We start from the raw sequence: 18058 nt of genomic DNA, 5'->3' as shown, positions 1-18058 counted from the left end.
GCAGGACGCTTCAGATGCCCAGAGTTCATGACCGAAGACGCCAACGACGTCACGCCACCCCGCAAGTCTCGTAAAGCGAAAGCCGCCCCCGAGGCGAAGGTCGCGCAGGAGCCCGCGCAAGAAGCCACGAAGGCGAAGGCCGAGGACGCTCCCGCTTTCGACGCGCGCAAGGTGCTCGCCCAGTTGCCGAACCTGCCGGGCGTCTATCGTTACTACGACGCCGCAGGCAACGTTCTCTACGTTGGCAAAGCGCGCAATCTGAAGAAGCGGGTGTCGAGCTATTTCAACAAGACGCAGTTATCGCCGCGTATTGCGTTGATGGTGGCGCGCATTGCGAAATTGGAAACGACGGTCACGCGCTCTGAGGCCGAGGCGCTGCTGCTCGAAAACAACCTGATCAAGGCGCTGCACCCGCGTTACAACATTCTGTTCCGCGACGACAAGTCGTATCCGTTCCTCAAGCTCACGCAGCATAAGTACCCGCGCATGGCGTACTACCGGGGTTCAGTCGATCGCCGGGGGCAATACTTCGGCCCGTTCCCGAGTGCATGGGCGGTGCGCGAGAGCATCCAGATTCTGCAAAAGGTGTTTCAACTGCGCACGTGCGAAGACTCGGTGTTCACCAACCGCACGCGCCCCTGCCTGTTGCATCAAATCGAGCGTTGCAGTGCGCCGTGTGTTGGCGCGATCAACGACGAGGATTACACGCGCGATGTGAACAACGCCGCGGCGTTCCTCTCCGGACGCCAGAAGGAAGTGCTCGGTGCGCTCGAAGCGAAGATGATGACGTACGCCGAGGCGCTCAAGTTCGAGCAGGCGGCCGTCGTGCGCAATCAGATGCAGGCACTCTCGGGCGTGCTGCAACAGCAGTCGGTGGAAACGGCGGGCGATGTCGATGCCGATATTCTCGCCGTTGCCTACGCCGGTGGCCGCGCTTGCGTGAACCTCGCGATGGTGCGCGGCGGCCGTCATTTGGGTGACAAGGCGTATTTCCCGGCGCACGTGGAGCGAGGTGTCGAGGGCGGCATCGCCGACGAATTCGACGAAGACGAAGTCGTGCCAGCAGCAGTGACGCAAGCTGTTGATGCGGCCGACAACACCGAAGCCGCCGACACCACTGACATCACCGACACCGACACCGACACCGGCGCAGACACCGCCAGCGCCATCGACACCGAATCGCCTCTCTCCCCGGAGATCGTGTCGGACATGCCGTCCGATACCCCGGCGGCGTCGCTCGAATCACGTCTGCTCGAAGCCTTCGTGGCGCAGCACTATCTGGGCCAATCGGTGCCGCCGGTGCTGGTGATGAGCCACGCGCTGCCCAGCGACGAACTGTTGACGGTCCTTTCCGAGCAGGCCGGGCGTCGTATCGTCACGGTGCGTCAACCGCAGGGCCAGCGACGCGCATGGCTCGACATGGCGGAGCAAGGCGCTCAACTGGCACTCACCCGTTTGCTGACCGAGCAGGGCAGTCAGCAGGCGCGCACGCGTGAGCTGGTGCAGACGATCGGGCTCGACATCGACGACGCGGCGTTGCTGCGCGTGGAGTGTTTCGACATCAGCCATACGCAGGGTGAGGCGACGCAGGCGTCGTGCGTGGTGTTCCATCATCACAAGATGCAAACGAGTGAATACCGTCGCTACAACATCACGGGGATCACGCCGGGCGACGACTACGCAGCGATGCGTCAGGTGCTCACGCGGCGCTATGGCCGGCTGATGGAGGCGGCTGCCGAGAAGGTGAGCGATGCGGCGGACCCGTCGTCCGTTGCGGCCGACGTGGCACGCGCCGAAGCCGAGACGGCGGTCATGCCCGACACGTCGTCATCCGGCGATTCGCAAGACGCGAGCGTAACGGCAGACACCATTGTGAAAGACGCGGCAGTACCGTCGGACGTATCCGATGTTGAAGCCAATCTGCCGCAACTGGTATTGATCGACGGCGGCAAGGGGCAGGTGGAAGTGGCGCGTCAGGTGTTCGTCGAGTTGGGCATCGACATTGGCCGTTTGGTCGGTGTTGCCAAGGGCGAAGGCCGCAAGGTCGGGCTGGAAACCCTGGTCTTCGCCGATGGCCGTGCGCCGCTGGAGTTGGGGCGCGAGAGCGCGGTGCTGATGCTGATTGCGCAGATTCGCGACGAGGCGCACCGCTTCGCCATCACGGGGATGCGTGCCAAGCGGGCGAAGGCGCGCCAGACGTCACGACTCGAAGAGATTGAAGGCATTGGCGCAAAACGCCGTCAGCGCTTGCTGATGCGTTTCGGCGGCCTGCAAGGCGTGGCCGCGGCTAGCGTTGACGAACTCGCCAGTGTGGAAGGCATTTCTACGACGTTGGCCGAGCAGATCTTCCGCCAACTGCACTGACGGAGTCGGAGACTAATCTCCGCCGCCGAGATGGCATCAGACGTCTCGCAGGCTGTCCGCCGAAGATTGGTCATTCCCCGTCGGCCGTCGTTTTTCGCAGCCCACGCATCGCGTGGGCTGCATCAATTTTCACCCCTCACTTATCGGTATCGCCATGAAACAGCAGGCGCATCACCGTATCGTTATCGACCGTCTCGCCGGAGAGCGTGCGCGCGAGTAACTCGCCGCCGACGACAGGGGGCGCAAAGATCATGTCGGGCTGCACGCGCTTGAGCTTGCTCAGGTGCTTGCTGTCGTTGACCGACGCGATGGTCCGCACCGTGGGGGCAATTTCCTTGGCGGCGAGCACGATGAACGCGTTCTCCGAATCGTCGGCGCGCAGGGCGAGCACGGCTTTCGCGTGTTCGATACCGGCATGCGTGAGTACGGCGTTGTCGCTGGCGTCGCCGTGCATCACGTCGGCGTCTTCCGGGTACGGATTATCCACGCCGCTCGCAATGATGACCGTGACAGGCCAGCCGCGTTTGGTGAGTTCGTGGTGCACGTTGATGGCGAGCGGCGACGCACCGGCCACGATGAAGTGTTGTTTGCGGATCACGTGAGTAAATCTCCCCGCGAGAATTTTCTTGAGATTGCCGCCGACAAGCGGACCGATGACCACCGTGAGCGACGTCGCGAACACGCTGATCCCGAAGATGATGACCGATGCGGTGAAGAGCCGGGCGTCGGTCGAGTGCGGCACGATGTCGCCGTACCCGACCGTCGTCATTGTGACGATGGCGAAGTAGAAGGCGGTGGCCAGATCGGTGACGGGCGGGGCGAATTCGGCGCCGAGATACATCGTGCCGAACGTCGCGTAGACGATCAGCGCGAACACGGCGACGAGCGTGTAGAGCGTGGCGGCGGCGAAGCTTGCACGATCGAATTCGCGCCAATACCAGAGCAGCAACAGGACGCAGACGATCGACAGGGCGAAGGTCAGATCGAAGCGGATATTGAGATGAACGTTGATGATCGCCGCGAGGGCGAGCATCACGAGGGAGAAGGCCCAAGCCGTGCGTGCGCGGATGACCAGGCCGCAGGCGAGGGCGACGAGCGAGAGGCCGACGAGCGCGCGGGGCAGGTGAGAGAAATCGATGCGCTCGATGGCGTTCAGGCCAAAGAGCAGGCGAGGCAGATGACGGGCTTCGATGCGCTCCAGCGCCGAGAGATCGCCGCGCACGAAAAGGTCGACGAGGACGCTGCCGGGCACGCGCAGCAGGACGGAGGCGACGAGCAGCAGCCCGTTGAGGCCGACCAGCAGGCTGATGATCACGTGCGGCGGCAGAAGGCGGCGTCGCAGGGTGGGCAGAGACGACCAGAGCAGTTTCACGAGATCGGTGCTAATGGCGGGTGGTTGCGAGCAAGATAGGGGCACAGTAACGCATATGTCAACCGGGCAGCGGTGCCTCGGCCTTGTCGCTGCGTGGCATACACGGCACAATGCGGGTCTGGTACGGCTGCCGAGTGCGCCGTGTGTCGACTGCCGTTTGCCGAACTCATGCTGCCATGCCTTTTAATGTCCCCATATTCCTGACCTGGCTTCGGATCGTCCTGATCCCGCTCGTGGTTGGCGTTTACTACTTGCCGACCACCTGTCTGACCCCGGTCCAGATGAATTGGGTGGCGTGCGCGATCTTTGTGCTGGCGGCGCTGACCGACTGGTTTGACGGGTTTCTGGCGCGCCGCTGGAACCAGACCTCGGCCTTCGGGGCGTTTTTGGACCCGGTGGCTGACAAGCTGATGGTGGCGGCGGCCCTGCTGATGTTGTTGCAGATGGGGCGGATCAATGCGCTGGTGGCGTTGATCATCATTGGCCGCGAGATCACGATTTCGGCGTTGCGTGAGTGGATGGCGCAGATTGGCGCGTCGCGCAGCGTGGCGGTGCATCAGTTGGGCAAGATCAAGACGGCGGCGCAGATGGTGGCGATTCCGTTGTTGCTGTTCAACGGCACGGTGGTGTGGAACGGGTTGCGATTCGACTCGCGGTTCTGGGGCACGTGGCTGATTTACGTGGCGGCGGTGCTGACGCTGTGGTCGATGCTGTATTATTTGCGCCGCGCGTGGCCGCAGATTCGGGAGCGTGGCGGGGGTGAGATGTGAGCGTAAATCGCTGAAAGTGCGGGATTTGCGCGGTGGGGGAGAAAATTCTTCACAAATTTTCAGTGCAGGTGCTTGACACTGAATCGACGTTTGGACATAATCTCCTTCTCGCTGCTACGGCGTTAGCCCGGCAGCGAAATTTTGAGTAGTGTGGATTGGTAGTACGCATGAAAATGCGGGAGTAGCTCAGTTGGTAGAGCGCAACCTTGCCAAGGTTGAGGTCGCGAGTTCGAGACTCGTCTCCCGCTCCAGTTTTCACACTGGACATTGAGTGAATAAATCCTTGATGTCGGGTGTCATGCGGGAGTAGCTCAGTTGGTAGAGCGCAACCTTGCCAAGGTTGAGGTCGCGAGTTCGAGACTCGTCTCCCGCTCCAAATCCAGAGGGAAGCCTGGCTTCCCTTTTTATTTGCCGAAAAGCCCACGGCGATCGATCCGAAGGGCGCCCTCGATGGCGACAGCGAGTGGTTACAATGCGGCATACCTGATGGCGGGATGGCAGAGTGGTCATGCAGCGGCCTGCAAAGCCGTGAACGCCGGTTCGATTCCGACTCCCGCCTCCAAAATTCGAAAGCCCTGACTTGTCAGGGCTTTTTCTTTTGCCGTCAGCGTTACGTTCTCCCGTCGGGCTCCTTCGCTACGTTCGGCAATCCCGCCCCTATCAAATTTCAGCTAGTATGCGACCAAGTCATGGGTCGCAGCAGGCATCCTGACCCTTGTCGCCGTTCGAGGGAATACCGCTTCTGGTGGTGTGTGAATCTCGGGGGAGGCTTGCAGAATGTTCAGACGACTGTCGCTCATTTCGGCATCCATTGCGCTCGGTTGTGTCGGCACGGTGCTTCCCGTGCTGACCAGCATCTACATTGCGCGCGAAGACGCGCAAAAGCGTGAGCAGGAAGACCTCCAGCAGTTTGCCGCGAAGGCGGTCATGCGCGCCGAGCAGGTCACTTATCAGGCGTTCGCCGCGATTGCCGATCTGTCTGCCGGTATCGAACCCCGCTGTTCCCCCGCCTACATTGCACGAGCGTCTCGCGTCATCTTCAACTACGGCTACGTTCAGGACGCAGGCGCGTACGGCGACTCGCAATACCTTTGTTCCCCTTTGCTTGGCGATGTGCGCGACAAACACTACGTGCTACCGGCACCGAGTTGGCGCAGTAACGACGGGTATCTCGTCTGGCTTCGGCAGCGCAACCCCATTAGCGACGTTCGTGACGATATTCAATTCGGGCGCGACGGCAATTACGTGTCGATCAATCCGCAATCGTATGTGGACATCATCGATCCGGCGCGACGTCCCATCGCTGCCGTCAACATCGACACCAACAATATCATCGCCATGTCGTACGGCGCCGACGGCGACGACATGCTCGATGCGTGGCGGCATGGCGGCCAGATCAAAAGCGACACATGGCATTACGCGGTCGCCCGCTCGTCGTCACGGCCTATTGGCGTCGTCGTCAAAGCACCTCGCAGTGGGTTGATTGCCAACTGGACGAGGCTACTCGCGGTCTGGCTCGCCATCGGGGTGGGTGTCGGCGGGCTGATCGGGTGGCTCTCTTATAAGCGAATCTCCCGTCAAGTCTCGTTCCCCGCCACGCTCGAATGGGCCATCGCACGCCGGTACATTGAGGTGCACTACCAACCGATCGTGCGGCTTGAAGATGGGGTTTGCGTCGGCTCTGAAGCACTCGTTCGCTGGAACCTGAACGGCCAGAATATCCCGCCGGATATTTTTGTTGCTGTCGCCGAAGAGAACGATCTTATCCAGCCGTTAACCGATCTGGTGCTCGATAAAACGGTTCGAGAACTTCAGGAATTGCTGCGCGCGCAGCCATCGTTCTATGTATCGATTAATGTGGCCGGCGAGGATCTGCAAACCGACAGGTTTATTAAAAAGCTGGACGCGAGCTTGTCGGGCACGGGCATCCATCCTTCTCAAATCAGAATTGAGGCGACCGAGCGCGGTCTGCTCAAAGCCGAGTCAGCACGAAAGATCATCGCTGCGCTGCGGCAAGCCGGTCACCCTGTGTATATCGATGACTTCGGCACCGGTTATTCCAGTCTGTCATACCTGCAATCCTTCACCGTTGATGTGTTAAAGATCGACAAGTCGTTTGTCGACACGATCGGACAGGGGGCGGCTTCGAGCGTCGTCGCGCCGCACATCATTGAAATGGCACACGAACTGGGCCTAGGCATCGTAGCGGAAGGTGTCGAAACTGAGGCTCAGGCTGAGTACCTGAAGAGCAAGGGCGTCGAATACGGACAAGGCTGGCTGTTCTCGAAAGCGATGCCGGCGGCGAAGTTGATTGCGTGGCTTAAGGCGCGTAGTCAGAACACGCACAATCAAAATGGGCCGGAAAACACGTTGGCCCACTGACATAAGCGCACAACGAGGTATCGATCGATGTCGACGAGCTTCGTTAAATTACGGCAAATTGCGACTGCCCGGCTCCTTGTGCCGAACTTCCGCTGAGTAGGGCAGTTGTGTCACGCCGCGCTTATCGATCGAGAAGCTCATCAAATCTTCGCCGATAACAAAATTTCCGCGATAGGCCGCCTGGACGCGTTCGCGCAACTCATCCACTGTGGCTCGCGGGATGCCCGGTTGGCTATAAAGCGAGATGTGGGCAAAGACCGCCAGCTTCGGTTGGGTTTCCGCCAGAATCCGACCCGCATTTTCCGGACTGGCGAGATAGCCGTAGAAGTGATTGACGTAATCCGGCGCGGCGCGCTCCAAAGCACGGCTGCCGATGGCGACACTCTGCACCATAAGGTCTGCGTGCTTCGAATGCGCAACGAGGTTCTCGGAATACGTCGTGTCATCGGTAATGATCACCGCATGCCCGTCGTATTCGATGCGATAACCGAAGTCCGGTTTGACGTGGCCGTGCTCGATCAAAAAGGCCGTGACCTTCACGCCATCCTTTTCATAAACCGTCCCGGGCTCAACCCGCTTCGTCGTGATGTGCGTCGCCGGTTCGACCACTTCACCTTCCAGCATGCGCATCCGGTTCTGGTCCTTGAACATGAGTTCGATGCCTTGCGCGACGTTCTCTATTCCGTCAGGACCATAGAGGCGCATCGGCGTTTTTAAACGCCCATCATCGGTCGGCAGTGGTGCCGTTGCATACAGATCAGGCAGTCCGGTGATATGGTCCGAATTCAGTAAGCTAATGAAGACGGCAGAGATGTCGCGAAGCGGAACCTGCTGTTGATGCATGCGCATTGCGACGCCACGTCCGGCATCGAACAACAGTTTCTGATCACCCGCTTCGACCAACACGCTGATACCAAACCGGTCGATGTTCAGAATCGGCGTACCCGTGCCGAGAAGCGTCACCTTCATCGCTGCCGTGCTCAATGGCGCATAGCCAACGGCACCTAGCAACGCTACGATTGCTGCACACTTTCGAAGCATGTTCTGCATACGGGTCTCCGGTTTTCTTGAGGTATCGATAAATCTCGCGTAGGTAGCATTACATGGCGCTTCCGTGCGTCGGTAATGCTTTCTTTTCAGGTGCTGATAACTTCCCGGTATCGGGGTATTCCATGCCATCAGTCGTTGAAGGACATCTTCTCGCTCGCTTGCGGGCGCGGCATCTGGCGTTGCTCGTCACGCTTGCGGACACGCTCAGCATTCATCGCGCGGCGGCACGTCTTCACATGACGCAACCCGCTGCGAGCAAATCGCTTCGTGAATTGGAAACGCTGTTCGGCACCCAACTATTCGAGCGCCATCCGCGCGGCTTGAGGCCCACGGCCGCGACCCAGATCGTGATTGATCGGGCACGCATCATGCTGGTCGAAATGCAGAAACTCGGCAGCGATCTCGAACTCATTGCCAACGGTGCGCTAGGTAAAGTGCGCGTCGGCATGATGCCGGTCGCGATGCCGACGCTGTTGAGCAAGGTCTTGCTGCAATTGGGAAACGATGCCCCGCGCGTGGTGGCGGAGTTTCATGAAGGGTCGCTTGACTGGATGTTGGGTGCGCTCTCGCAGGGCAAACTCGATTGCGTTATTTGCCGGCTAGGCGACGGCACAGCGGCGACGCACTTTCGCAGAGAGGCGCTGTTTGACGAGAGCGTTTGCATCGTCGCGCGAAGCGGTCATCCGATCGCTCGGCGTAAGACCATCACACCGGCAATGCTGGCATCGGCCGACTGGATATTCCCGGGGGGCGACGCCCCGTTGCGAACATCGATTCGGCAATTCTTCACCGATGCTGCGATGCCAGTGCCAGTTCCCAAGGTCGAATGCGTCTCGGTGCTTGCGAATCTACAGATGCTGCAAGACACCGATTGGCTCGCATTCCTTCCGCGGCCAATTGCGCTTCAATATGCAAAGCTCGGTGTCATTGCCATTCTGAACGCGTCGCACGAGTGGCCGATGCCGGCCGTTGGATTAGTGACGCGCGCGGAGACTCAACAGACGCCAGCGCTGGATGCCTTTGTGAATGCGGCCCGAAGCGTGGCCAGCACTAGCTAATCAAATCACAATGAATTTGCAGACTCTCCGTCTCATTGTGATGAATCGAAAACCCTTGGCTGACGAGCGCCGACTTCACCAATGCCAGCGCCGAAGCACAACGTGCCATACGACGCCGTTGCCACGAGGGAGGTGTAAAAACGCCTAGCGGCAGCATCCGCACACGCCGACCGTGCAAACGAAAAGACACGTCGACGTGGGTGCCATCGACATCATGTCCGTTACTGCCGAAGATGTCGGCGAGTTCGTCGTGTCGGGAGGGGTAGACCAAGCGAAACACGCCGATACCCAGCGCACGAAACTGGCGCCGCGCGAACCCGAGATTTGAAGCTTTCGGCTCAAAACCTCGCGTCAGAATCAAAGCGATCTCGAGCGGTAATTCACGCTGTATCGCCTGAAGATGACTCAGCGCCCGTGCGTCGACATGCACATGACGCGCAGGCCAGCGCGGCCGCACGATCAGGCCGTCCAATTCCCCCGGAGACAACGTAAGCAAAGTCAAAGGCACCTCTCGCGAGTCAGCGAAATCACATCACCTGCCGCAACACCCCGGTCACCACCACGCTGATCACCACCGTCGGCAACAACGAAAACCGGGTCGCCACCAGCAACGTTACCGCAAGCGCGAGCAAATCTGCCGGGTTGCGCGACACGAACGCCGGTGCAATCACCGAGATCAGCACGCAGCCGGGCACGCTTTCCATAATCGCTCGCATGCGCGGGCTCAACGTGCGATCGCGCAGCGCTACAAAGCCGACAATACGCGTCGCATAGGTCGACGCAGCCATCAGTACGATGGTCAGGACCGTCATCGCATCAAGCATCTTTCTTCTCCAGAGCGACGGCTGCAATTAGCCCTGCACACGTGCCCGCTGCAACGTACCAGGCACCCGGAACCAGCAGATAAGTGATCGCCGACACCACCAGACTCACGAACCACGGACGGCTGGCCTTCATGCCTTTCCACATGCCCCTGAGCAACACGACGAAAACCGCCGTAAAGGCCATGTCGAAGCCGTACTTCTCGATATCGCCCAACACCGGACCCAGCACCGCACCGAGTGCCGTGAACGCCACCCACGTCAGCCAGAGATTGATTGCGGCACCCACGTAGTAGCCGAAGCTGATGCGTTCCTTGCCGCGCGCGTCAGCGTCTGCCAGCGCCATCGCCCAGCTCTCGTCGCACATCAGGAAAAGGGCGGCGAGCGCGCGCCGCAACGGCACGTGACGCATACGCGGCGCGAGCGCCGCACCCATCAGAATGTGTCGCGCATTCACGAGCAGCGACATGGCGATGATCAGCGCGATATGCGGCGGCGACGTCCAGATGCGGATCGCCGTGAACTCGGAGCCGCCCGCGAAGTTGAGGCCGGTCATCAGGGGCACTTCGATGGCGCTCAAGCCCTTCTGGGCGGCTTGCGCCCCGAGCACCAACGCGAAAGGGATAAAGCCGACCATCACCGGCAGCGCCGCGCGCATGCCGCGTGCCAATTCGGTGCGAAACGGCGACGCCTGCGCCGCGACCGATGGCGAATACAAACCACTCATTACACTTCCTTCTACAAAAACGCTGACGCCAACCGCGACGTCGCGTCGTGACATCGAACACGCAGTCTTCTCTTTGGAACCCGTCGTGTGGGAATGCGAGAGCGAAAGACTAGCGCAGCCGACAGGGGGCTGGCTTGTACGATCTTGCGATTGAGGACTTCAGAGGGGAATGACCTGCTGACGTGCTTACCGGCGTAGCACCCACTTATTCAGCATCCGGCACCGGCAACCATCGCCCGGAATTCGCACACAACACGGCGGCGGCGCCGTTCGCAAGAACCTGTGCGTCCTGCGGCGCTGCCACGTTCGACGGCAACACGTCGAAGGCCATCCCGAGCGCCTGCATCACACGGGCGTCGTCCACCGGCAGTTCCCATGTGAGAAACATCTGCACATCGTCCAGTGCACTCGCCGGGTTGCCGAAATCGGCCTCGTCAAAGCCGTCTTGACCTCGCCGGATGACAGCATGCGGCTGACAAGTGTCGAACACTAGCATCGTGCCGCGCGTCAGGGGAATGCGATATCCACCATTCCCGGCATACGGGAAATGCACGTCCAGCCCGCAGTCGTCGCTGAGAAACAAATTGCAGAATACGAAGCCACCGTATTGCTCGCCGTCATGGTGATAGCGCGCGCCGCGACACGCCATCAACGCGACATCGCTCGCCGACAGCAAACCCGGCAGACCCTGCGACGCCGTCCAGTCATACGCCGCCTGCACACATTGCGAATAGTCCGGCCAACGCATGCGCGCCCGCGCGAGCGGCATCGGTTCGACATCGCCAGCGGCCAATGGCGTGTGCGACGAAATGTCCCGCGTCCAATCCGCGACCAATCGCTCGGGCAGCGGTGGCAAGTCCACGACGCCCGACAACACAACGCCACTCACGCTGCGACTGCGCAGTATGTCGTCATGCCAGAAGAGGGAGGTGAGGGGGGGCGACGCGTCGTGCACTTGATAGTTTTGAGAGGGGGTGAGGGCTGAACCGGCCAAAAAGGTCGTGCTAGGATACGCCGTTCGCGCGGACACCGCTCCGCCATCTGATGCCTGTCTCCCGTCGAAGCACCGCCTTCGCCGTTCACTTCGGAGCCGCAGGCGTCGCCTCTGGAGCGCCCATGGATACTCTCAATCGTGTCCCGCATTCCGTGTCGTTCGGCCGAATGGCACCCACCCTGCCGGTTGCCGATCTCGACAGATCGCTACGTTTCTACCTCGACGTTCTCGGCTTCGAAAAAGTGTTCGAGGCCGGCTCGCCCGTAGGCTTTGTCATCCTGAAGAAAGACGCTGCCGAGCTGCACCTGTCTCGCGACGGCCAGCACCGTGGCACTACACAGAACGTGGCGCATCTGATGGTGACCGATGCCGATGCATTCCATGCACATTTGGAACGCCATCAGGTGCGTATCGTGAAGGGCCTGCGCACGATGGACATCGGCCTGCGAAGCTTTGTCTTTGCCGACCCCGACGGGAATCGCATCGACGTCGGCGAAACTCGCTGACGTCACCACTATCACCCGGACGCCATGCTGATCGACGACTTCTTGCCGCGCTTTGATTTTCGTGAATCTCACGCGATCGCCATTCGCGCGCCGTCCGCTGTCATTCTGGATTGCGTGCAACGTCAGCGTGCGCAGGACGACCCGTTGGTCCGGCTGGCCATCCGGGTCCGGGAAACACCCGCGCGGTGGCTCGGCCGCTCAAACCGGCCACCGCTCGATCTCAGCGACTTCATGTTCCTTGGCCGCGACGCCAATCAAAGTCTGGCCTTCGGTCTGATCGGCGCGTTCTGGCAGAGCGATTACGGGTTGGTAGAAGTCCGCTCGCCGGACGCCTTCCGTGGCATCGACAACAACAACGTCTGCCAACTCGTGATGGGCTTCGACGTGCAGACGAACGGCAGAGGAGAAAGCATCCTCACGACGGAAACGCGCGTCTTTTGCCCATCGCCTGCCGTCTGGCGCAAGTTCGCCCCGTACTGGTATGTCATCCGCCCGGTCAGCGGCCTCATCCGGCGCCGCATGCTGGCGCGCATCCGCCGCGAAGCGGAAAGTCCCGAAGGCACTGAGCGTCAGTCCTGACGTCGATTCGGAGAGCGGCACACCTCGTCAATACCTCGTCAATACCTCGTCACAACCGGCCACGCCGCCGCCGGTCTCGTTCCATTCTCTAAAATCCTTCTTGCGTCCCGTTGTCACTCACGGCCATAATGCGAGTAATTCTCATTCAACTTTTCCGTGCGCGGATGCGGCGGGCTGCCGGAAGACTGCCGTGGTTGCGCATTACTACACCGAGCTGGTCAATTTCTTCGCGAAATCGCTGAACAACCGCGACAACGCGAAAGACCTGGTGCAAGAGGCCTATGCGAAGGTGCTCGCCTTGCAGACGCGCGGCACGGAGATTCGTGACTGGCGCGCGCTGCTCTATCGCACGGGAAAGCATCTGATCGTGAGCGACGCGCGTCGCCATGATGCCGAAGCCCGCATGCTTCAGACGTTGGCACTCATCGGCGCCGACCATGCGCCGTCGGCCGAGCATCACGTGGATATTCGACAGCAGCTTGAGCGGTTGCTCAGCCGTCTGGAACGCATGCCGCGCAAACGCCGCGACGCGTTCATCCTCGTGCGCATTCACGGCATGAGCTATGCCGAAGCGGCTGGCCACATGCAGGTGTCCCTCGAAGCGATCGACAAACACGTCGTGCGCGCCGTCATGGATTGCGTGAGTTACCGCCCATGAACGCCCGCGCTACCCGGACTCCCCAGTCACCGGAATCTGCCGACACCACGCCCACGTCGCGCGCGTTGAAGCCGTCGCGCCGTCAGATCGCCCATGCGCTCTCGCTCATCGGGCGCACGCATCATGGCGACGCTGATGACGCCACTGCGGCTGCCCGCGAACTCGCCGGCTGGCGTGCCGAAGCCCCGATGCACGACGCCGCTGCCGGTATTGCGCAATCGTATTGGGAACAGACCGACGGCACCGCGTTGCGTGACCGTGTCGCCGTGCCGAAGCGAGGCGATGGCGCGGTGCGTCACTCCCGCCGCCAGATGTTGACGTGGCTCGGCGTTGGCGGGCTCGCCATCGTGTTTGGCGGCGCTGCACGGCGCCAATGGTTGCAGCCGACACTGACACTGGCGCTGCGCACCGGCAAAGGGGAGGTGCGCCCGCATACGTTGCCCGATGGCAGCGTCGTGACGCTCGCGCCGCACACCGACGTGCAGATCACCTATTACCGCAACCGCCGCGAGTTTCAACTCTCGCGCGGCGGGCTGCATCTCGACGTGCAACCCGATACGTCGCGGCCCCTCAGCGTCGCCACACAGTTTGGCAACGTGCGCGTGCTGGGCACGGTCTTCACCGTGGCGCTGCGTGACGACGGCATGGACGTGGCCGTCGCACGCGGGCGCGTCGCCGTGTGGGCGCGTTCGCCCGATGGCGAGGTCCACGTGAATCGCGACCCCGATGTCACGCTGAGCGCGGGCCAAGCCGTGGGAACCACGCCGCGTGGCATCGGCTCGCCGCAAGTCGTCACATCGCAAAGTGTCGGGGCTTGGCGCGAAGGGTGGCTGGTCTTTCAGGCCACGCCGCTGCCGCAGGCCATCGCACAGTGGAACGACTTTCTGGCGCAACCGGCACAACAGATTCGCATCGCCGATGCCGACGTCGCTGCTTTGCGCACGTTGCAACTGACGGGCACGTTCCCGGTATCCGATCCGGCGGGCTTTCTCCAAGGCCTGCCCGCGATGCTGCCGGTGCGTGTGCGCCGGGTGAACGGTCAGGCCCTCATCACGGCACTTCACTAAGTCAAAAACTTTTTGTCTGTCTTTTGCGTTCTCGTGCGTCTTCACCGGGTAAGCCAACAGAAGACTCACGGAAATGACCAGACATCTGCACGCTTTGCCCAATTCGAAACGCTCGACCACGCCGCCGCATTCCCGCGCGATTGCTCGCGACATTGACCTTCGCCGCGACCGTCAGGTCTGGCAACGCGCCACGCTCATCAGCATTGCCGTCGCCTGCCTGTGCGCGGCTTCGATTCCGACGGACGTGCGTGCTCAAAACCCCACGGCCGCCAACGCGAGTGTGGCCGCCATGCCGCTCGACCTGTCGCTGCCCGCGCAACCGCTCGCCCTCACCATCGACGCGCTGGCGCGTCAGTCGGGCGTAGGCATCGGCTACGACGCGAGCCTCGCCGTCGGCAAGGTTGCACCGGCGCTGCAAGGCCGCATGACACTGGGCGACGCCCTCGCACGGGCGCTCGCCGGTTCGGGCCTCGGGGTGAGCATCTCGGGCCGCACAGTGTCGATTCATGCCGATACGGTGGCGTTGCCCGCGACGAACGTCACTGCCGGTACGCAACGCGTGACCGAGGGCACCGGCTCGTACACGACGCGCGTGAGCGACGGGGCAACGCGCATGGACCTGTCGCTGCGCGAAACGCCGCAATCGATGACGGTCATCACGCGTCAGCAGATCGAAGATCAGAACCTCATGTCGCTGACCGACGTGCTGCGGCAAACGCCCGGTATCGTGGTCGATACGCTTGATGAGCGTGCGAGTTTTTCGTCGCGTGGCTTCGATCTCGCCACCATGATCGACGGCGTGCCGACCCTCTCGTACGACACCATTGCCGGCATGCGCAATCTGCTGAGCATGGTGATGTACGACCGGATCGACGTGATTCGCGGACCGGCGGGCCTGCTCAATGGTGTCGGCAATCCCGGCGGTGCGATCAACCTCGTACGCAAGCGTCCGAGTAAGGAGTTCGCAGGCTACGTCACCGCCGGGGGCGGATCGTGGGGCCGCTACGACCTCGAAGCCGATGTGGGCGGCAAGCTCAACGAATCGGGCTCGTTGCGCGCACGCGTGGTCGGCTCACACACGGCGGGCAACAATTTTGTGGATGACAAGCGCTCGCGTGAAGACGTGTTCTACGGCATTGTCGAAGCCGACGTCACCGACAACACCACGATCTCGGTCGGCTACGAGTATCAGAAGAACAAGATTCACGGCGCCAACTTCGGCCAGAGCCCGCTCTTCTACAGCAACGGTGCCGCGACCAACCTGCCGCGCTCGTTCAATTCCTCCACGCCGTGGAGTCTGTGGAACATGACGACCGATCGCGTCTTTGTCGATCTCGATCATCGCTTCGACTCGGGGTGGAAGGTGAAGGCGGAAGGCTCGTGGACGCGCAATCAACGCGAGCGCTACAGCGGCGATATCTGGCTGTATCCGGCCAACATCAACGCCAACACGCAAATGGGCACGATGCAGCTCGCGAGCAATCCGGCCTATGGCATCAACAAGGCGTTCGATGTCTACGCGACGGGGCCGTATCACCTGTTCGGGCGCACGCATCAGGCGACGTTCGGCGCGAGCATCAACCACAACGACTACAACTACGGCAACGACTCGGCGGTGCCCAATGCGTTTGACCGCCGTCCGGTCAACATTCTCGATCTGGGCAGCATCGCCATGCCGTCGTTTGCCTATCCGCTCAACCGGCTCGGCGGCACGACGCAGCAAACGGCGATCTACGCTGCAACGCAGATCAAACCGATCGATCGCGTGTCAGTGATTCTCGGTGGACGCTTCACGTGGTATCGCGCCACGTCATGGGCGCGTTACTGGAACAACGGCACGAACGGTGCCATGGTGACCGGCACACCGATCGAACAGAATGCTGTGTTCACGCCGTACGCGGGGTTGGTGGTCGATGTCAGCGAGGACTTCTCGCTGTATTCGAGCTACACGAGCATCTTCACGCCGAACACGGTGCAGGACACCTCGGGCAATACGCTGGCACCCAAGCGCGGCAACAACATCGAGCTGGGACTGAAGGGCGAGCATTTCGGTGGACGTCTGAACACGGCGGTAGCGATCTTCCGCACGTATGAAGACAACCTCGCCGTGGCCGATGGCACGCTCACGCCGGGTGGCACCGCAGCTTACAAGGCGGTGAGCGGTGCGAAGACGCAAGGCTTCGAGGCGACCGTTGCGGGACAGGTGTTGCCGGGTTGGCAGGTGCAGGCGGGTTACACGTACAGCGCCAAGCGCGATCGCTCCGGCGCGCTGGTTAACCCGACGTATCCGCAGCGACTCCTGCGCATCGCGACGACGTACCGTCTGCCGGGCGTGCTGAGCCGCGTGACGATCGGCGGCAGCCTGAGCTATCAGAGCGCGATCACGTATGTGGAGACGTACAGCGGGCTGACGGCGCGTCAGGGCGGTATCACGCTGATCGATCTGCTAGCGCGCTACGACGTGACGCGTCAGTTGAGCGTGTCGCTCAATCTCGGCAACGTGACCGACAAGCGCTACTGGGCCGGGTTGGGTGGTTACAACGGCTACACCTACGGCGCACCGCGTAATGGCTGGGTGAAGCTGACGTATCGCTTCTGACGTGTCGTTTTGTAGTTCGCGTGATTCACGCGAGTGATCCGCATGAGCGCCGGACCCGGCAGCGGGCCTGAGCGCGCATCGCGGACTCACTCAAAACCCGATTTGCTTCAGGAATTTATCGAGAGGCACCGACCACATCTTGCCGCCATAGGTGAGCAGCATGTGGCCGTCGTGGCCCGGCAGATCGTCGGTGTGGACGAACTGCACGGGGCTGCCGCCAGCGGCGAAGGCGTCGAACCAGCCCTTCGGCGCGTCCGGTCCCCAGTACTGGTCGTTCTTCGCATAGAGCCACAGACCGGGGATGGTCGTGGACTTGCCCATCTCGCCGTAAATCGCCTTCATTTGCTCGGGGTCACAGCTATGGCCCGGCGCCTTGTCAGGCGAGCCCCCGGCCCCGCCCGAAAAGTTGATATAGGCGACGACACCGGGCGGCCGTGCGGCGGCCGTCGCCACCGTCGTGAAACCACCAACCGAGCGGCCCTCCAGCACGATGCGGTCCTTGTCGGCCCATGGCTGCGCCCGCGTCCAGTTCACTGCCGCGAGATTTGCCTCGGCGGTCACTTTCCAGAGTTGACGGAAATCAGGGCGGCGCTTGCATTCCCCCGCATTGCCGAACGATGCGCCCGAGTTCTCGCGATCGGGGCCGCCCGTCGCACCGTACCCAACACGAATCGGTGCGACGATCGCGAAGCCCTTCCTGAGCCAGAACCGCACATGCCCCTGAAGAATCGGGTGGTCCAGCTTGGCACGCACCAAAGGGTCGCCGGAGCGGCCATGTTCGAAGATCAGGACGGGGAACGGGCCGTTGCCGCTGGGTTTGTAGACTTCCGCGCGCATCGACACGTCGCCGCCGAAGGTGCCGGCACCGGGCAGCGGAATGGCGACGATCTCCGGTTTGATCTCAGCCGTAGCCGCAGTTGCAGTCGCGGCAGGGGCCTCGGACTCGTTTTCCTCTGCGTGTGCGCACGGTGTGCTGGCGAGCATCGTCATCGGCAGCAAGGCCGCGAAGATCGCAGCGCGGTAGCGGCGGGGAAGTCGGTGAGGCAGCGGGCGAACGCGTGGCGTGGCGGGCATCATTTTCATATTTGCCTTCAGCGAGGGAACACGGCGA

16 protein-coding genes and 3 tRNA genes are annotated in these 18058 nt (G+C 61.7%); 12 read left to right on the top strand and 7 right to left on the bottom strand.

The features are described from left to right. Positions 1–27 precede the first annotated feature (27 nt). Positions 28–2364: an excinuclease ABC subunit UvrC gene (uvrC, locus tag AT302_RS22595; RefSeq protein WP_084656401.1), complete on the top strand. Its 2337-nt coding sequence runs from the start codon at positions 28–30 to the stop codon at positions 2362–2364. 136 nt (positions 2365–2500) lie between these two features. On the opposite strand, the gene kch is transcribed toward uvrC, so the two are convergent. Next, on the bottom strand, positions 2501–3736 hold the full coding sequence (gene kch / locus AT302_RS22590) for a voltage-gated potassium channel protein (protein ID WP_237171997.1): 1236 nt from the start codon (positions 3734–3736) through the stop codon (positions 2501–2503). 176 nt (positions 3737–3912) lie between these two features. On the opposite strand from kch, the gene pgsA reads away from it, so the two are divergent. The 5 genes from pgsA to AT302_RS22565 all read left to right on the top strand — a co-directional run bounded on the left by pgsA (position 3913) and on the right by AT302_RS22565 (position 6888). Continuing rightward, positions 3913–4506, top strand: a complete 594-nt coding sequence (gene pgsA / locus AT302_RS22585) for a CDP-diacylglycerol--glycerol-3-phosphate 3-phosphatidyltransferase (RefSeq protein ID WP_058375934.1) — start codon at positions 3913–3915, stop codon at positions 4504–4506. Between the two features lie 175 nt (positions 4507–4681). Continuing rightward, positions 4682–4757: transfer RNA gene (locus AT302_RS22580), tRNA-Gly, on the top strand. A 49-nt stretch (positions 4758–4806) separates the two neighbouring features. Next, positions 4807–4882 (top strand) — tRNA-Gly (locus AT302_RS22575). A 112-nt stretch (positions 4883–4994) separates the two neighbouring features. Continuing rightward, positions 4995–5068 (top strand) — tRNA-Cys (locus tag AT302_RS22570). A 215-nt stretch (positions 5069–5283) separates the two neighbouring features. Beyond that, entirely contained in the window at positions 5284–6888 is a 1605-nt protein-coding gene (locus tag AT302_RS22565; RefSeq protein ID WP_058375933.1) for an EAL domain-containing protein, read from the top strand. Positions 6889–6936: 48 nt separating this feature from the next. Here the strand turns inward: AT302_RS22565 and AT302_RS22560 are convergent, their stop codons facing one another. Beyond that, positions 6937–7938 carry an MBL fold metallo-hydrolase gene (locus tag AT302_RS22560; RefSeq protein ID WP_157125853.1) on the bottom strand — a complete coding sequence of 334 codons (1002 nt, stop codon included), beginning with the start codon at positions 7936–7938 and terminating at the stop codon, positions 6937–6939. A gap of 122 nt (positions 7939–8060) precedes the next feature. On the opposite strand from AT302_RS22560, the gene AT302_RS22555 reads away from it, so the two are divergent. Further along, positions 8061–8996: a LysR family transcriptional regulator gene (locus AT302_RS22555; protein WP_064674994.1), complete on the top strand. Its 936-nt coding sequence runs from the start codon at positions 8061–8063 to the stop codon at positions 8994–8996. Here AT302_RS22555 and AT302_RS22550 read toward each other — a convergent pair. The 4 genes from AT302_RS22550 to AT302_RS22535 form a co-directional block, all read right to left on the bottom strand. Continuing rightward, positions 8989–9498, bottom strand: coding sequence for a hypothetical protein (locus AT302_RS22550; protein WP_237171996.1), 510 nt, complete (start codon positions 9496–9498; stop codon positions 8989–8991). The two genes, AT302_RS22555 and AT302_RS22550, sit on opposite strands and share 8 nt — an antisense overlap. A gap of 25 nt (positions 9499–9523) precedes the next feature. Continuing rightward, positions 9524–9820, bottom strand: coding sequence for an AzlD family protein (locus tag AT302_RS22545; protein ID WP_058375931.1), 297 nt, complete (start codon positions 9818–9820; stop codon positions 9524–9526). Beyond that, a complete protein-coding gene (locus AT302_RS22540) occupies positions 9813–10544 on the bottom strand; it encodes an AzlC family ABC transporter permease (RefSeq protein WP_058375930.1) in 732 nt (243 codons plus the stop codon). Before AT302_RS22540 ends, AT302_RS22545 begins: the two co-directional genes overlap by 8 nt. Positions 10545–10749: 205 nt before the next feature. Continuing rightward, positions 10750–11433: a hypothetical protein gene (locus AT302_RS22535; RefSeq protein WP_237171995.1), complete on the bottom strand. Its 684-nt coding sequence runs from the start codon at positions 11431–11433 to the stop codon at positions 10750–10752. 227 nt (positions 11434–11660) lie between these two features. Here AT302_RS22535 and AT302_RS22530 point away from each other — a divergent pair, with 227 nt between their 5' ends. The 5 genes from AT302_RS22530 to AT302_RS22510 all read left to right on the top strand — a co-directional run bounded on the left by AT302_RS22530 (position 11661) and on the right by AT302_RS22510 (position 16947). After that, positions 11661–12044, top strand: a complete 384-nt coding sequence (locus AT302_RS22530) for a glyoxalase superfamily protein (RefSeq protein ID WP_058375928.1) — start codon at positions 11661–11663, stop codon at positions 12042–12044. Positions 12045–12068: 24 nt separating this feature from the next. Continuing rightward, the gene (locus tag AT302_RS22525) at positions 12069–12623 is read left to right on the top strand and encodes a hypothetical protein (protein WP_058375927.1); all 555 of its coding nucleotides are present in this window, start codon (positions 12069–12071) and stop codon (positions 12621–12623) included. 190 nt (positions 12624–12813) lie between these two features. Further along, on the top strand, positions 12814–13281 hold the full coding sequence (locus AT302_RS22520) for a sigma-70 family RNA polymerase sigma factor (RefSeq protein WP_058375926.1): 468 nt from the start codon (positions 12814–12816) through the stop codon (positions 13279–13281). After that, a complete protein-coding gene (locus AT302_RS22515; RefSeq protein WP_084656399.1) occupies positions 13278–14348 on the top strand; it encodes a FecR family protein in 1071 nt (356 codons plus the stop codon). The genes AT302_RS22520 and AT302_RS22515 overlap by 4 nt, the downstream gene beginning before the upstream one ends. Before the next feature lie 73 nt (positions 14349–14421). Beyond that, complete coding sequence (locus AT302_RS22510; protein WP_084656398.1) at positions 14422–16947, top strand: TonB-dependent siderophore receptor; 2526 nt, start codon at positions 14422–14424, stop codon at positions 16945–16947. A 90-nt stretch (positions 16948–17037) separates the two neighbouring features. Here the strand turns inward: AT302_RS22510 and AT302_RS22505 are convergent, their stop codons facing one another. Then, positions 17038–18030 carry a dienelactone hydrolase family protein gene (locus tag AT302_RS22505; protein ID WP_237171994.1) on the bottom strand — a complete coding sequence of 331 codons (993 nt, stop codon included), beginning with the start codon at positions 18028–18030 and terminating at the stop codon, positions 17038–17040. Positions 18031–18058 lie beyond the last annotated feature (28 nt).

The organism is Pandoraea norimbergensis, assembly GCF_001465545.3.
Classification (GTDB): Bacteria; Pseudomonadota; Gammaproteobacteria; order Burkholderiales; family Burkholderiaceae; genus Pandoraea; species Pandoraea norimbergensis.
Note: the sequence above shows the minus strand (reverse complement) of the source record. Positions and strands in the feature narration are given on the sequence as shown.

Coding starts and splice junctions, on each gene's coding strand:
- uvrC (WP_084656401.1), top strand. CDS start 28: ATGACCGAAGACGCCAACGACGTCACGCCACCCCGCAAGTCTCGTAAA.
- pgsA (WP_058375934.1), top strand. CDS start 3,913: ATGCCTTTTAATGTCCCCATATTCCTGACCTGGCTTCGGATCGTCCTG.
- AT302_RS22565 (WP_058375933.1), top strand. CDS start 5,284: ATGTTCAGACGACTGTCGCTCATTTCGGCATCCATTGCGCTCGGTTGT.
- AT302_RS22560 (WP_157125853.1), bottom strand. CDS start 7,938: ATGCAGAACATGCTTCGAAAGTGTGCAGCAATCGTAGCGTTGCTAGGT.
- AT302_RS22555 (WP_064674994.1), top strand. CDS start 8,061: ATGCCATCAGTCGTTGAAGGACATCTTCTCGCTCGCTTGCGGGCGCGG.
- AT302_RS22545 (WP_058375931.1), bottom strand. CDS start 9,820: ATGCTTGATGCGATGACGGTCCTGACCATCGTACTGATGGCTGCGTCG.
- AT302_RS22540 (WP_058375930.1), bottom strand. CDS start 10,544: ATGAGTGGTTTGTATTCGCCATCGGTCGCGGCGCAGGCGTCGCCGTTT.
- AT302_RS22530 (WP_058375928.1), top strand. CDS start 11,661: ATGGATACTCTCAATCGTGTCCCGCATTCCGTGTCGTTCGGCCGAATG.
- AT302_RS22525 (WP_058375927.1), top strand. CDS start 12,069: ATGCTGATCGACGACTTCTTGCCGCGCTTTGATTTTCGTGAATCTCAC.
- AT302_RS22515 (WP_084656399.1), top strand. CDS start 13,278: ATGAACGCCCGCGCTACCCGGACTCCCCAGTCACCGGAATCTGCCGAC.
- AT302_RS22510 (WP_084656398.1), top strand. CDS start 14,422: ATGACCAGACATCTGCACGCTTTGCCCAATTCGAAACGCTCGACCACG.
- AT302_RS22505 (WP_237171994.1), bottom strand. CDS start 18,030: ATGAAAATGATGCCCGCCACGCCACGCGTTCGCCCGCTGCCTCACCGA.